The sequence below is a fragment of the Kosakonia sp. ML.JS2a genome (assembly GCF_025642095.1).
GTDB lineage: Bacteria > Pseudomonadota > Gammaproteobacteria > Enterobacterales > Enterobacteriaceae.
In genome coordinates this window covers 4,931,216-4,944,397 of the sequence record NZ_CP106754.1, presented here as the reverse complement: position 1 = coordinate 4,944,397, position 13,182 = coordinate 4,931,216, and the positions used below count along the sequence as shown (strand labels likewise).

Annotated in this window: 8 protein-coding genes, 1 tRNA gene and 3 rRNA genes; 10 read left to right on the top strand and 2 right to left on the bottom strand. The window is 54.8% G+C overall.

Features of this window, described 5'->3' with window-relative positions:
- Positions 1-41: 41 nt before the first annotated feature.
- The 6 genes from nudC to N7922_RS23285 all read left to right on the top strand — a co-directional run bounded on the left by nudC (position 42) and on the right by N7922_RS23285 (position 4,396).
- Entirely contained in the window at positions 42-815 is a 774-nt protein-coding gene (gene nudC, locus N7922_RS23310; protein ID WP_263098484.1) for an NAD(+) diphosphatase, read from the top strand.
- 39 nt (positions 816-854) lie between these two features.
- Positions 855-1,919: a uroporphyrinogen decarboxylase gene (gene hemE, locus N7922_RS23305; protein ID WP_263098483.1), complete on the top strand. Its 1,065-nt coding sequence runs from the start codon at positions 855-857 to the stop codon at positions 1,917-1,919.
- Between the two features lie 9 nt (positions 1,920-1,928).
- Entirely contained in the window at positions 1,929-2,609 is a 681-nt protein-coding gene (gene nfi / locus N7922_RS23300; RefSeq protein WP_263098482.1) for a deoxyribonuclease V, read from the top strand.
- A 32-nt stretch (positions 2,610-2,641) separates the two neighbouring features.
- A complete protein-coding gene (locus N7922_RS23295; protein WP_061498966.1) occupies positions 2,642-3,232 on the top strand; it encodes a YjaG family protein in 591 nt (196 codons plus the stop codon).
- A 186-nt stretch (positions 3,233-3,418) separates the two neighbouring features.
- Complete coding sequence (gene hupA, locus N7922_RS23290) at positions 3,419-3,691, top strand: nucleoid-associated protein HU-alpha (protein ID WP_035890328.1); 273 nt, start codon at positions 3,419-3,421, stop codon at positions 3,689-3,691.
- A gap of 12 nt (positions 3,692-3,703) precedes the next feature.
- The gene (locus N7922_RS23285) at positions 3,704-4,396 is read left to right on the top strand and encodes a DUF1481 domain-containing protein (RefSeq protein WP_263100992.1); all 693 of its coding nucleotides are present in this window, start codon (positions 3,704-3,706) and stop codon (positions 4,394-4,396) included.
- 114 nt (positions 4,397-4,510) lie between these two features.
- On the opposite strand, the gene purD is transcribed toward N7922_RS23285, so the two are convergent.
- Positions 4,511-5,803, bottom strand: coding sequence for a phosphoribosylamine--glycine ligase (gene purD, locus N7922_RS23280; protein WP_263098481.1), 1,293 nt, complete (start codon positions 5,801-5,803; stop codon positions 4,511-4,513).
- A 15-nt stretch (positions 5,804-5,818) separates the two neighbouring features.
- Positions 5,819-7,408: a bifunctional phosphoribosylaminoimidazolecarboxamide formyltransferase/IMP cyclohydrolase gene (gene purH / locus N7922_RS23275; protein ID WP_263098480.1), complete on the bottom strand. Its 1,590-nt coding sequence runs from the start codon at positions 7,406-7,408 to the stop codon at positions 5,819-5,821.
- Between the two features lie 574 nt (positions 7,409-7,982).
- Here purH and N7922_RS23270 point away from each other — a divergent pair.
- The 4 genes from N7922_RS23270 (at position 7,983) to rrf (ending at position 12,995) form a co-directional block, all read left to right on the top strand.
- Positions 7,983-9,524, top strand: a 16S ribosomal RNA gene (locus N7922_RS23270).
- An 85-nt stretch (positions 9,525-9,609) separates the two neighbouring features.
- Positions 9,610-9,685: transfer RNA gene (locus N7922_RS23265), tRNA-Glu, on the top strand.
- A gap of 194 nt (positions 9,686-9,879) precedes the next feature.
- Positions 9,880-12,786: ribosomal RNA gene (locus tag N7922_RS23260) — 23S ribosomal RNA — on the top strand.
- A 93-nt stretch (positions 12,787-12,879) separates the two neighbouring features.
- Positions 12,880-12,995: ribosomal RNA gene (rrf, locus tag N7922_RS23255) — 5S ribosomal RNA — on the top strand.
- Together the 16S, 23S and 5S rRNA genes with 1 tRNA gene alongside form the textbook arrangement of a ribosomal RNA operon.
- Positions 12,996-13,182 lie beyond the last annotated feature (187 nt).

Here is a 13,182-nt window from a genome sequence, read left to right as displayed (position 1 = left end):
AATGTTAACAAAACGCCAGTGAAGCTAAGGTAGTGCACCAAATGGTACGTATTATTGACGCCCGGGATCATGGCTGGTGGATAGTAAGCCATGAACAAAAATTATGGTTGCCCGGTGGAGAATTACCACATGGGCAGGCAGGAAATTTCGATCTTGTGGGGCAGAGCGCGCTTCATATCGGTGAATGGCAGGGCGAACCGGTATGGATGATCCGCCAGAATCGCCGCCAGGACATGGGATCCGTACGCCAGGTGATCGATCAGGACGCCGGGCTGTTCCAGTTGGCCGGGCGCGGCGTGCAACTGGCGGAATTTTACCGTTCACATCAGTTTTGCGGTTACTGCGGGCACACCATGCACCCGAGCAAAACCGAGTGGGCAATGCTGTGTGATCACTGCCGTGAGCGCTACTATCCGCAAATAGCCCCCTGCATTATCGTCGCCATCCGCCGCGATGACGCGATTCTTCTGGCGCAGCATACGCGCCATCGTAACGGGATTTACACTGTGCTTGCCGGGTTTGTTGAAGTAGGCGAAACCCTGGAGCAGGCGGTGGCCCGTGAAGTGATGGAAGAGAGTGGCATTAAGGTTAAAAATTTGCGTTATGTTACCTCTCAGCCATGGCCCTTCCCTCAATCACTGATGACCGCGTTTATGGCGGACTATGACAGCGGTGATATTCATATCGACCCGAAAGAGCTGCTGGATGCGGGCTGGTATCGTTATGACGAGTTACCCCTGTTGCCGCCGCCGGGCACCGTTGCGCGCCGTCTGATCGAAGACACGGTGGCGATGTGCCGCGCAGAGTACGAGTAAGGCGTATATACTGGCGGCCTGACGCTTAAGGAACTGACAATGACCGAACTGAAAAACGATCGTTACCTGCGCGCGCTTCAGCGCCAGCCAGTAGACATGACGCCGGTATGGATGATGCGCCAGGCGGGCCGCTATTTACCGGAATACAAAGCGACGCGCGCACAAGCGGGCGACTTTATGTCGCTGTGTAAAAACGCGGATCTTGCCTGCGAAGTGACGCTACAACCGCTGCGCCGTTATCCGCTTGATGCGGCGATCCTCTTCTCGGACATTCTCACCGTACCGGACGCGATGGGCCTTGGGCTCTATTTTGAAGCGGGCGAAGGGCCGCGGTTCACTTCCCCCATCACCTCAAAAGCGGATGTTGAGAAACTCCCGGTGCCGGACCCGGAAAGCGAGCTGGGTTATGTAATGAACGCAGTGCGCACCATTCGTCGCGAGCTGAAAGGCGAGGTGCCGCTGATTGGCTTCTCCGGGAGTCCGTGGACGCTGGCGACCTACATGGTGGAAGGCGGCAGCAGCAAAGCCTTTACCGTGATCAAAAAAATGATGTACGCCGATCCGAATACGCTGCATCTGCTGCTGGATAAGCTGGCGCAAAGCGTCACGTTGTACCTTAACGCGCAGATCCGCGCCGGGGCGCAGTCGGTGATGATTTTTGACACCTGGGGCGGCGTTCTCACGGGGCGTGATTATCAACAGTTCTCGCTCTATTACATGCATAAAATCGTTGATGGCCTGTTGCGTGAAAATGAAGGCCGTCGTGTGCCGGTCACGCTGTTTACCAAAGGTGGCGGACAGTGGCTGGAAGCGATGGCGGAGACCGGTTGTGATGCGTTGGGCCTGGACTGGACCACGGACATCGCCGATGCACGCCGTCGTGTAGGACACAAAGTCGCCCTGCAAGGGAATATGGATCCGTCCATGCTGTATGCACCGCCTGCGCGTATTGAAGAAGAAGTCGCTTCCATTCTTGCGGGCTTCGGCAAAGGCGAGGGCCATGTGTTTAACCTTGGGCACGGTATTCATCAGGATGTTCCGCCGGAACATGCCGGCGCATTTGTGGAGGCGGTACACCGTCTGTCGGCCTCCTGGCACCAGTAAGGAGAGAATATGGATCTCGCGTCACTACGCGACCAACAACGTGAACTGGCTTCATCGGTGATCCATGAGGATCGCCTTGATAACGATCCGCCGACGGTGATCGGCGGTGCGGATGTAGGTTTCGAGCAGGGTGGTGAAGTGACGCGAGCGGCCATGGTGCTGCTTTCGTACCCGTCGTTGGCGCTTATCGAGTATCAGGTGGCGCGTATTCCCACCACCATGCCTTATATTCCGGGTTTCCTGTCGTTTCGTGAGTATCCGGCGTTGCTGGCGGCGTGGGAACAGCTGTCGCAAAAGCCGGATCTGCTCTTTGTGGACGGTCACGGCATCTCCCACCCGCGTCGTCTTGGCGTTGCCAGTCACTTTGGCCTGCTGGTGGATGTGCCCACCATTGGCGTGGCGAAAAAGCGCTTGTGCGGTAAGTTTGAGCCGCTTGCCGACCAACCCGGCGCGTTGTCGCCGCTGATGGATAAAGGTGAGAAGCTGGCATGGGTGTGGCGCAGTAAAGCACGCTGCAATCCGTTGTTTATCACGACCGGGCACCGGGTGAGCCAGGATAGTGCTCTGGCGTGGGTGCAGCGCTGTATGAAAGGCTACCGCCTGCCTGAGCCGACGCGCTGGGCAGATGCCGTGGCGTCCGGTCGTCCGGCGTTTACGCGTTGGCAGGCAATTCAGCGTGATATCAGGTAAACTGCGCCTAATACCGACTTTGAGAAGCGATCATGTTACAAAACCCGATTCACCTGCGTCTGGAAAAGCTGGAAAGCTGGCAGCACGTTGTCTTTATGGCCTGTCTGTGCGAACGCATGTACCCCAACTACGCCATGTTTTGTCAGCAAACGGAGTTTGGCGATGCGCAGCTCTACCGCCGTATTCTTGACCTCGTGTGGGAAACGCAGGTGGTAAAAGACGCGAAGGTGAATTTCGACAGCCAGCTTGAGAAGCTGGAAGAGGCGATCCCTGCGGCTGATGATTACGATCTGTATGGCGTCTACCCGGCGATCGATGCCTGCGTGGCGTTAAGTGAGTTGATTCACTCACGTCTGAGCGGCGAAACGCTTGAGCATGCCATTGAGGTCAGCAAGACTTCTATCACCACCGTCGCGATGCTGGAAATGACCCAGGCGGGTCGTGAAATGACCGATGAAGAGCTGCGACTGAACCCCGCTGTAGAGCAGGAATGGGACATTCAGTGGGAGATTTTCCGCCTTCTGGCTGACTGCGAAGAACGCGACATTGAGTTGATCAAAGGGCTACGTGCAGACTTGCGTGAGGCCGGCGACAGCAATATCGGTATAAATTTGCAGCAATGAGACAATAAAACGTGATTTAACGCCTGTTTTGTCGTGCCAGAAGGCTTCCCTTCGCACCCCCGTCTGGTCTACATTTGGGGGGCGAAAATAAGTGGCTATCGGTGCGTGTATGCAGGAGAGTGCTTTTGAGGCATTTCCGTCGCACTCGATGCTTAGCAAGCGATAAACACATTGAAAGGATAACTTATGAACAAGACTCAACTGATTGATGTAATTGCAGACAAGGCTGATCTGTCTAAAGCGCAAGCGAAAGCTGCACTGGAATCCACCCTGGCTGCTATTACTGAGTCTCTGAAAGAAGGTGATGCTGTACAACTGGTTGGTTTCGGTACCTTCAAAGTGAACCACCGCGCTGAGCGTACTGGCCGCAACCCGCAGACCGGTAAAGAAATCAAAATCGCCGCAGCTAACGTGCCGGCATTTGTTTCTGGTAAAGCACTGAAAGACTCTGTTAAGTAAGACAGCGTGGCAGTGAACAGTTTTGTCGAAGGGGCGGTTTCGCCCCTTTTGTCATTCTGGCGTCGCCCGCTGACGCTGGTGGGCGCGCTGTTGCTGGCTGCCTGTAGCCATGATTCCACTCTGCCTCCGTTTACCGCCAGCGGTTTTGCCGGCGATCAGGGCGCAGTGCGTATCTGGCGTAAAGATTCCGGTGGAGAGACACATCTGCTTTCCGCTTTTAGCCCGTGGCATCACGGGAACACCACGTTGGGCGAGTATCGCTGGCAAGGCGACGCGTTGACCCTCGTCGAACTCAATATCTACAGTACTCCCCCTGAACATATTCGCGCCCGGTTTGACGACCGTGGAGAGTTGAGCTTTATGCAGCGGGAAGTCGATGGTCAGAAACAGCAGCTCTCCAGTGACCAGATTGCACTCTACCGCTATCGTGCAGAGCAAATCCGCCAGACCAGCGATGCATTGCGCCAGGGGCGTGTGGTGCTGCGTCAGGGGCGCTGGCAGGCGAATCATACGGTGCAGACCTGCGAAGGTGAGACGGTGAAGCCGGATCTGGATGCGTACGCATTAGCGCGCGTAGAACGCCGTCAGAGCCACTCCTCAGCCGCGGTCAGCGTGGCGTGGCTGGAAGCGCCGGAAGGCGTTCAGCTGTTGCTGGTGGCGAATGAGGACTTCTGTCGCTGGCAACCGACAGAGAAACGTTTCTGATACGTCGTCAGGGTTAGCGCAGCGCCACCCGGTGAATTGCCAGATGGCGGCTACGCCCCTTACGGGCCCACTGAACGGTTCCCTCTCCCCTTTGGAGAGAGGGGGAGGGAATAATTACTTGCCCTGTTCGCGAGCTATCGCACGGTAACCAATATCCCGGCGGCTGAAGCTGCCCTCCCAGTGAATATCGCTCATCAATGCGTAAGCGCGCTGCTGCGCTTCAGCAACGGTATTGCCCAGCGCTGTCACGCACAATACACGCCCGCCGTTGGTCAGCACCTGGTCGTCAGCGGCGAGTTTGGTACCCGCATGGAACACTTTGCCGTCCGCTGCTTCTTCCAGCGGCAGGCCGTGGATCACATCGCCATTGCGATAATTGCCCGGATATCCGCCGGCCGCGATGACCACACCCAGCGAGGCGCGCGGATCCCACTGTGAGGTTTTCTCATCCAGCTTACCTTCGCAGGCCGCCAGGCAAAGCTCCACCAGATCGGACTGCATACGCAGCATGATCGGTTGCGTTTCCGGGTCGCCAAAGCGGCAGTTGAACTCGATCACTTTCGGGTTGCCCTGCTTGTCGATCATCAGACCGGCATACAGGAAACCGGTATAGGTATTGCCTTCCGCCGCCATCCCGCGCACGGTTGGCCATATGACACGTTCCATGGTGCGCTGATGCACTTCATCGGTGACCACCGGGGCAGGCGAGTAAGCCCCCATACCGCCGGTGTTCGGGCCGGTGTCGCCATCGCCCACGCGTTTGTGATCCTGGCTGGTGGCCATCGGCAGGACATGCTCGCCGTCAACCATCACGATAAAGCTGGCCTCTTCGCCGTCGAGGAACTCTTCAATAACGATACGATGACCCGCATCGCCAAAGGCATTGCCCGCCAGCATGTCGTTAACGGCGGCTTCGGCTTCTTCAAGCGTCATTGCGACGATCACGCCTTTGCCTGCAGCCAGACCGTCGGCTTTGATCACGATGGGTGCGCCTTTTTCACGCAGGTAAGCCAGCGCGGGTTCAACCTCGGTGAAATTCTGGTACTCCGCCGTTGGGATGTTGTGGCGGGCCAGGAAGTCTTTGGTGAACGCTTTGGAGCCTTCCAGCTGCGCTGCGCCCTGCGTTGGGCCAAAAATCGTCAGACCCGCAGCGCGGAATGCATCCACCACGCCAATCACCAGCGGAGCTTCCGGGCCAACGATGGTCAGATCGATTTTTTCGTTCTGCGCGAAACTCAACAGTGCAGGAATATCGGTGGCGCCGATTGCGACGTTTTGCAGCGCAGGCTCAAGCGCGGTGCCGGCATTACCCGGAGCAACAAAAACGGTTTCAACCAGCGGTGACTGTGCTGCTTTCCAGGCCAGCGCGTGCTCGCGCCCGCCGTTACCAATCACTAATACTTTCATTGTTTGCTCCGTAGATTAATGGCGGAAGTGGCGCATGTCGGTAAAGATCATTGCAATGCCATGCTCATCAGCGGCGGCAATCACTTCGTCATCACGAATGGAACCCCCCGGCTGGATAACGCAGGTCACACCGACGGCTGCGGCAGCATCAATACCATCACGGAACGGGAAGAAGGCATCAGAGGCCATGGCCGAGCCTTTCACTTCCAGTCCTTCGTCACCGGCTTTGATCCCGGCGATCTTCGCGGAGTAGACGCGGCTCATCTGGCCTGCGCCAATGCCGATAGTCATGTTCTCTTTTGCGTAAACAATGGCGTTGGATTTAACGAACTTCGCCACTTTCCAGCAGAATAATGCATCACGCAGTTCTTGTTCGGTTGGTTGGCGTTTGCTGACCACACGCAGCGCATTTTCGGTCACCATACCCAGATCGCGATCCTGAACCAGCAGACCACCGTTAACGCGTTTGAAATCCAGCCCCGCGACACGTTGCGCCCATTGGCCGCACACCAGAACGCGCACGTTCTGCTTGGCTGCGGTGACTTTCAACGCGTCTTCGGTGGCAGACGGCGCAATGATCACTTCGACAAACTGGCGGGAGATGATCGCCTGTGCAGTTTGGGCATCCAGCTCGCGGTTAAAAGCGATAATGCCGCCGAAAGCAGACGTCGGATCGGTTTTATACGCGCGCTCGTAGGCATCCAGAATCGAGCTGCCAACGGCGACACCGCATGGGTTGGCGTGTTTCACAATCACACAGGCTGCTTCGCTGAACTCTTTTACACACTCCAGCGCTGCGTCGGTGTCGGCAATATTGTTATAGGAAAGTGCTTTGCCTTGCAGTTGTTGCGCGGTGGCGACGGACGCTTCCTTCACCTCTTCTTCTATATAGAAGGCTGCTTGCTGATGGCTGTTCTCGCCGTAACGCATATCCTGCTTCTTAATGAAGTTCAGGTTCAGCGTACGCGGGAAGCGACCGGCTGGCTCTTTGCTCTCACCGTGATAGGCGGGCACCAGACTGCCGAAGTAGTTGGCGATCATGCTGTCGTAAGCGGCAGTATGTTCAAAGGCTTTGATCGCCAGATCAAAACGGGTATCCAGCGTCAGAGATCTTTCGTTGGCATCCATCTCATTAATGATGGCGCTGTAATCGCTGCTCTTTACAACAATGGCGACATCTTTATGGTTCTTCGCTGCGGAGCGCACCATGGTCGGGCCGCCGATATCAATATTCTCTACGGCGTCTTCCAGCGAGCAACCTTCACGGGCTACGGTCTGGGCGAACGGATAAAGGTTAACAACGACCATATCGATCGGCGCGATCGCGTGCTGCGCCATGATGGCATCATCCTGGCCGCGACGACCAAGAATGCCGCCGTGCACTTTCGGGTGCAGGGTTTTTACACGTCCATCCATCATTTCCGGAAAACCGGTGTAGTCGGAGACTTCGGTCACCGGCAGACCTTTATCTGCCAGCAGACGAGCGGTGCCGCCCGTAGAGAGCAGTTCTACGCCACGCTGAGAGAGCGCCTGTGCGAATTCGACAATACCGGCCTTGTCAGAAACACTGAGCAAAGCGCGGCGGACTGGACGACGTTGTTGCATGGTAAATCCCCTGGATTTGACTTTAACAGAGAGTGTTAGGTGAATTTTAGGATCCTTATTGATCCAAAAACTCAGCTAACACCCCAGAAGGGGTGTGTTATTTTTGCGCGGGCATTGTAACGAAAACGTTTGCGCAACGCTCGCGAATTTTTGTCCTTTTACCGGATTGTGGATAAGTCTGTGTGTAAATGGGTATAAAGGCGGGTTTTGCTGTGGAATGCAGCAGTCAGTCATTTTTATGTCATTTTTCTATTGCGGGGGGCTGAGAACTCCCTATAATGCGCCTCCATCGACACGGCGGATGTGAATCACTTCACACAAACAGCCGGTTCGGTTGAAGAGAAAAATCCTGAAATTCAGGGTTGACTCTGAAAGAGGAAAGCGTAATATACGCCACCTCGCGACAGAGCGCCAAGGCGCGTCGCAACTGCTCTTTAACAATTTATCAGACAATCTGTGTGGGCACTCAAAGTGACATGGATTCTTAACGTCTCAGGACGCTAAATGAATACCAAGTCTCACGAGTGAACACGTAATTCATTACGAAGTTTAATTCGGTGAGCATCAAACTTTTAAATTGAAGAGTTTGATCATGGCTCAGATTGAACGCTGGCGGCAGGCCTAACACATGCAAGTCGGACGGTAGCACAGAGGAGCTTGCTCCTCGGGTGACGAGTGGCGGACGGGTGAGTAATGTCTGGGAAACTGCCTGATGGAGGGGGATAACTACTGGAAACGGTAGCTAATACCGCATAACGTCGCAAGACCAAAGAGGGGGACCTTCGGGCCTCTTGCCATCAGATGTGCCCAGATGGGATTAGCTAGTAGGTGGGGTAACGGCTCACCTAGGCGACGATCCCTAGCTGGTCTGAGAGGATGACCAGCCACACTGGAACTGAGACACGGTCCAGACTCCTACGGGAGGCAGCAGTGGGGAATATTGCACAATGGGCGCAAGCCTGATGCAGCCATGCCGCGTGTATGAAGAAGGCCTTCGGGTTGTAAAGTACTTTCAGCGGGGAGGAAGGTGTTGTGGTTAATAACCACAGCAATTGACGTTACCCGCAGAAGAAGCACCGGCTAACTCCGTGCCAGCAGCCGCGGTAATACGGAGGGTGCAAGCGTTAATCGGAATTACTGGGCGTAAAGCGCACGCAGGCGGTCTGTCAAGTCGGATGTGAAATCCCCGGGCTCAACCTGGGAACTGCATTCGAAACTGGCAGGCTGGAGTCTCGTAGAGGGAGGTAGAATTCCAGGTGTAGCGGTGAAATGCGTAGAGATCTGGAGGAATACCGGTGGCGAAGGCGGCCTCCTGGACGAAGACTGACGCTCAGGTGCGAAAGCGTGGGGAGCAAACAGGATTAGATACCCTGGTAGTCCACGCTGTAAACGATGTCGATTTGGAGGTTGTGCCCTTGAGGCGTGGCTTCCGGAGCTAACGCGTTAAATCGACCGCCTGGGGAGTACGGCCGCAAGGTTAAAACTCAAATGAATTGACGGGGGCCCGCACAAGCGGTGGAGCATGTGGTTTAATTCGATGCAACGCGAAGAACCTTACCTGGTCTTGACATCCACAGAAGTTTCCAGAGATGGGGACGTGCCTTCGGGAACTGTGAGACAGGTGCTGCATGGCTGTCGTCAGCTCGTGTTGTGAAATGTTGGGTTAAGTCCCGCAACGAGCGCAACCCTTATCCTTTGTTGCCAGCGGTCCGGCCGGGAACTCAAAGGAGACTGCCAGTGATAAACTGGAGGAAGGTGGGGATGACGTCAAGTCATCATGGCCCTTACGACCAGGGCTACACACGTGCTACAATGGCGCATACAAAGAGAAGCGACCTCGCGAGAGCAAGCGGACCTCATAAAGTGCGTCGTAGTCCGGATTGGAGTCTGCAACTCGACTCCATGAAGTCGGAATCGCTAGTAATCGTGGATCAGAATGCCACGGTGAATACGTTCCCGGGCCTTGTACACACCGCCCGTCACACCATGGGAGTGGGTTGCAAAAGAAGTAGGTAGCTTAACCTTCGGGAGGGCGCTTACCACTTTGTGATTCATGACTGGGGTGAAGTCGTAACAAGGTAACCGTAGGGGAACCTGCGGTTGGATCACCTCCTTACCTTAAAGAACCTGCCTTTGCAGTGCTCACACAGATTGTCTGATGAAAAGAAAGAAGCAAGGCGTCTTGCGATTGAGACTTCAGTGTCCCCTTCGTCTAGAGGCCCAGGACACCGCCCTTTCACGGCGGTAACAGGGGTTCGAATCCCCTAGGGGACGCCACTTGCTGGTTTGTGAGTGAAAGTCACCTGCCGATGTATCTCAAAACTGACTCACGAGTCATGTTTGAGATATTTGCTCTTTAAAAATCTGGATCAAGCTGAAAATTGAAACACAGAACAGTGCGAACTGTTCTGCGAGTCTCTCAAATTTTCACAAACTGACGATGAATCGCAAGAAACATCTTCGGGTTGTGAGGTTAAGCGACCAAGCGTACACGGTGGATGCCCTGGCAGTCAGAGGCGATGAAGGACGTGCTAATCTGCGAAAAGCGCCGGTAAGGTGATATGAACCGTTATAACCGGCGATGTCCGAATGGGGAAACCCAGTGTGACTCGTCACACTATCATTAACTGAATCCATAGGTTAATGAGGCGAACCGGGGGAACTGAAACATCTAAGTACCCCGAGGAAAAGAAATCAACCGAGATTCCCCCAGTAGCGGCGAGCGAACGGGGAGGAGCCCAGAGCCAGAATCAGCTTGTGTGTTAGTGGAAGCGTCTGGAAAGTCGCGCGATACAGGGTGACAGCCCCGTACACAAAAATGCACAGGTTGTGAGCTCGATGAGTAGGGCGGGACACGTGGTATCCTGTCTGAATATGGGGGGACCATCCTCCAAGGCTAAATACTCCTGACTGACCGATAGTGAACCAGTACCGTGAGGGAAAGGCGAAAAGAACCCCGGCGAGGGGAGTGAAAAAGAACCTGAAACCGTGTACGTACAAGCAGTGGGAGCACCCTTTGGGGTGTGACTGCGTACCTTTTGTATAATGGGTCAGCGACTTATATTCTGTAGCAAGGTTAACCGAATAGGGGAGCCGAAGGGAAACCGAGTCTTAACTGGGCGTTAAGTTGCAGGGTATAGACCCGAAACCCGGTGATCTAGCCATGGGCAGGTTGAAGGTTGGGTAACACTAACTGGAGGACCGAACCGACTAATGTTGAAAAATTAGCGGATGACTTGTGGCTGGGGGTGAAAGGCCAATCAAACCGGGAGATAGCTGGTTCTCCCCGAAAGCTATTTAGGTAGCGCCTCGTGAATTCATCTCCGGGGGTAGAGCACTGTTTCGGCTAGGGGGCCATCCCGGCTTACCAACCCGATGCAAACTGCGAATACCGGAGAATGTTATCACGGGAGACACACGGCGGGTGCTAACGTCCGTCGTGAAGAGGGAAACAACCCAGACCGCCAGCTAAGGTCCCAAAGTCATGGTTAAGTGGGAAACGATGTGGGAAGGCCCAGACAGCCAGGATGTTGGCTTAGAAGCAGCCATCATTTAAAGAAAGCGTAATAGCTCACTGGTCGAGTCGGCCTGCGCGGAAGATGTAACGGGGCTAAACCATGCACCGAAGCTGCGGCAGCGACACTATGTGTTGTTGGGTAGGGGAGCGTTCTGTAAGCCTGTGAAGGTGTGCTGTGAGGCATGCTGGAGGTATCAGAAGTGCGAATGCTGACATAAGTAACGATAAAGCGGGTGAAAAGCCCGCTCGCCGGAAGACCAAGGGTTCCTGTCCAACGTTAATCGGGGCAGGGTGAGTCGACCCCTAAGGCGAGGCCGAAAGGCGTAGTCGATGGGAAACAGGTTAATATTCCTGTACTTGGTGTTACTGCGAAGGGGGGACGGAGAAGGCTATGTCATCCGGGCGACGGTTGTCCCGGTTTAAGCGTGCAGGTGTGTGCTCCAGGCAAATCCGGAGCGCTTTAACACTGAGGCGTGATGACGAGGCACTACGGTGCTGAAGTGACAAATGCCCTGCTTCCAGGAAAAGCCTCTAAGCATCAGGTAACACGAAATCGTACCCCAAACCGACACAGGTGGTCAGGTAGAGAATACCAAGGCGCTTGAGAGAACTCGGGTGAAGGAACTAGGCAAAATGGTGCCGTAACTTCGGGAGAAGGCACGCTGATATGTAGGTGAAGCGGTTTACCCGTGGAGCTGAAATCAGTCGAAGATACCAGCTGGCTGCAACTGTTTATTAAAAACACAGCACTGTGCAAACACGAAAGTGGACGTATACGGTGTGACGCCTGCCCGGTGCCGGAAGGTTAATTGATGGGGTTATCCGTAAGGAGAAGCTCTTGATCGAAGCCCCGGTAAACGGCGGCCGTAACTATAACGGTCCTAAGGTAGCGAAATTCCTTGTCGGGTAAGTTCCGACCTGCACGAATGGCGTAATGATGGCCAGGCTGTCTCCACCCGAGACTCAGTGAAATTGAACTCGCTGTGAAGATGCAGTGTACCCGCGGCAAGACGGAAAGACCCCGTGAACCTTTACTATAGCTTGACACTGAACATTGAGCCTTGATGTGTAGGATAGGTGGGAGGCTTTGAAGCGTGGACGCCAGTCTGCGTGGAGCCAACCTTGAAATACCACCCTTTAATGTTTGATGTTCTAACGTGGACCCGTAATCCGGGTTGCGGACAGTGTCTGGTGGGTAGTTTGACTGGGGCGGTCTCCTCCTAAAGCGTAACGGAGGAGCACGAAGGTCAGCTAATCCTGGTCGGACATCAGGAGGTTAGTGCAATGGCATAAGCTGGCTTGACTGCGAGCGTGACGGCGCGAGCAGGTGCGAAAGCAGGTCATAGTGATCCGGTGGTTCTGAATGGAAGGGCCATCGCTCAACGGATAAAAGGTACTCCGGGGATAACAGGCTGATACCGCCCAAGAGTTCATATCGACGGCGGTGTTTGGCACCTCGATGTCGGCTCATCACATCCTGGGGCTGAAGTAGGTCCCAAGGGTATGGCTGTTCGCCATTTAAAGTGGTACGCGAGCTGGGTTTAGAACGTCGTGAGACAGTTCGGTCCCTATCTGCCGTGGGCGCTGGAGAATTGAGGGGGGCTGCTCCTAGTACGAGAGGACCGGAGTGGACGCATCACTGGTGTTCGGGTTGTCATGCCAATGGCACTGCCCGGTAGCTAAATGCGGAAGAGATAAGTGCTGAAAGCATCTAAGCACGAAACTTGCCCCGAGATGAGTTCTCCCTGACTCCTTGAGAGTCCTGAAGGAACGTTGAAGACGACGACGTTGATAGGCCGGGTGTGTAAGCGCAGCGATGCGTTGAGCTAACCGGTACTAATGAACCGTGAGGCTTAACCTTACAACGCCGAAGATGTTTTGGCGTGAGAGACGCGATAATCAGCTTGATACAGATTATGTCAGGGCGCGGAAGCGGTCTGATAGACAGAATTTGCCTGGCGGCACTAGCGCGGTGGTCCCACCTGACCCCATGCCGAACTCAGAAGTGAAACGCCGTAGCGCCGATGGTAGTGTGGGGTCTCCCCATGCGAGAGTAGGGAACTGCCAGGCATCAAATAAAGCAGAAGGCCCAGTCGAAAGACTGGGCCTTTTTGCTATTGTTTTATCATGTGGCCTGGCCTGTTGCAGGCGGGCAATGACGTGAAACTTTCTCACCTTCCACTTGCGGACTCGACATTTTGACAATTCCTGGGTATCTTCGGCTATCTGGATGTCTAAACGTTTAAACGTATGCAGT

What these genes read in the sequence shown, in the direction of transcription:
- nfi (WP_263098482.1), top strand. Translation starts at nt 1,929, where the DNA reads ATGGATCTCGCGTCACTACGCGACCAACAACGTGAACTGGCTTCATCG.
- purD (WP_263098481.1), bottom strand. Translation starts at nt 5,803, where the DNA reads ATGAAAGTATTAGTGATTGGTAACGGCGGGCGCGAGCACGCGCTGGCC.
- hupA (WP_035890328.1), top strand. Translation starts at nt 3,419, where the DNA reads ATGAACAAGACTCAACTGATTGATGTAATTGCAGACAAGGCTGATCTG.
- hemE (WP_263098483.1), top strand. Translation starts at nt 855, where the DNA reads ATGACCGAACTGAAAAACGATCGTTACCTGCGCGCGCTTCAGCGCCAG.
- nudC (WP_263098484.1), top strand. Translation starts at nt 42, where the DNA reads ATGGTACGTATTATTGACGCCCGGGATCATGGCTGGTGGATAGTAAGC.
- N7922_RS23295 (WP_061498966.1), top strand. Translation starts at nt 2,642, where the DNA reads ATGTTACAAAACCCGATTCACCTGCGTCTGGAAAAGCTGGAAAGCTGG.
- purH (WP_263098480.1), bottom strand. Translation starts at nt 7,408, where the DNA reads ATGCAACAACGTCGTCCAGTCCGCCGCGCTTTGCTCAGTGTTTCTGAC.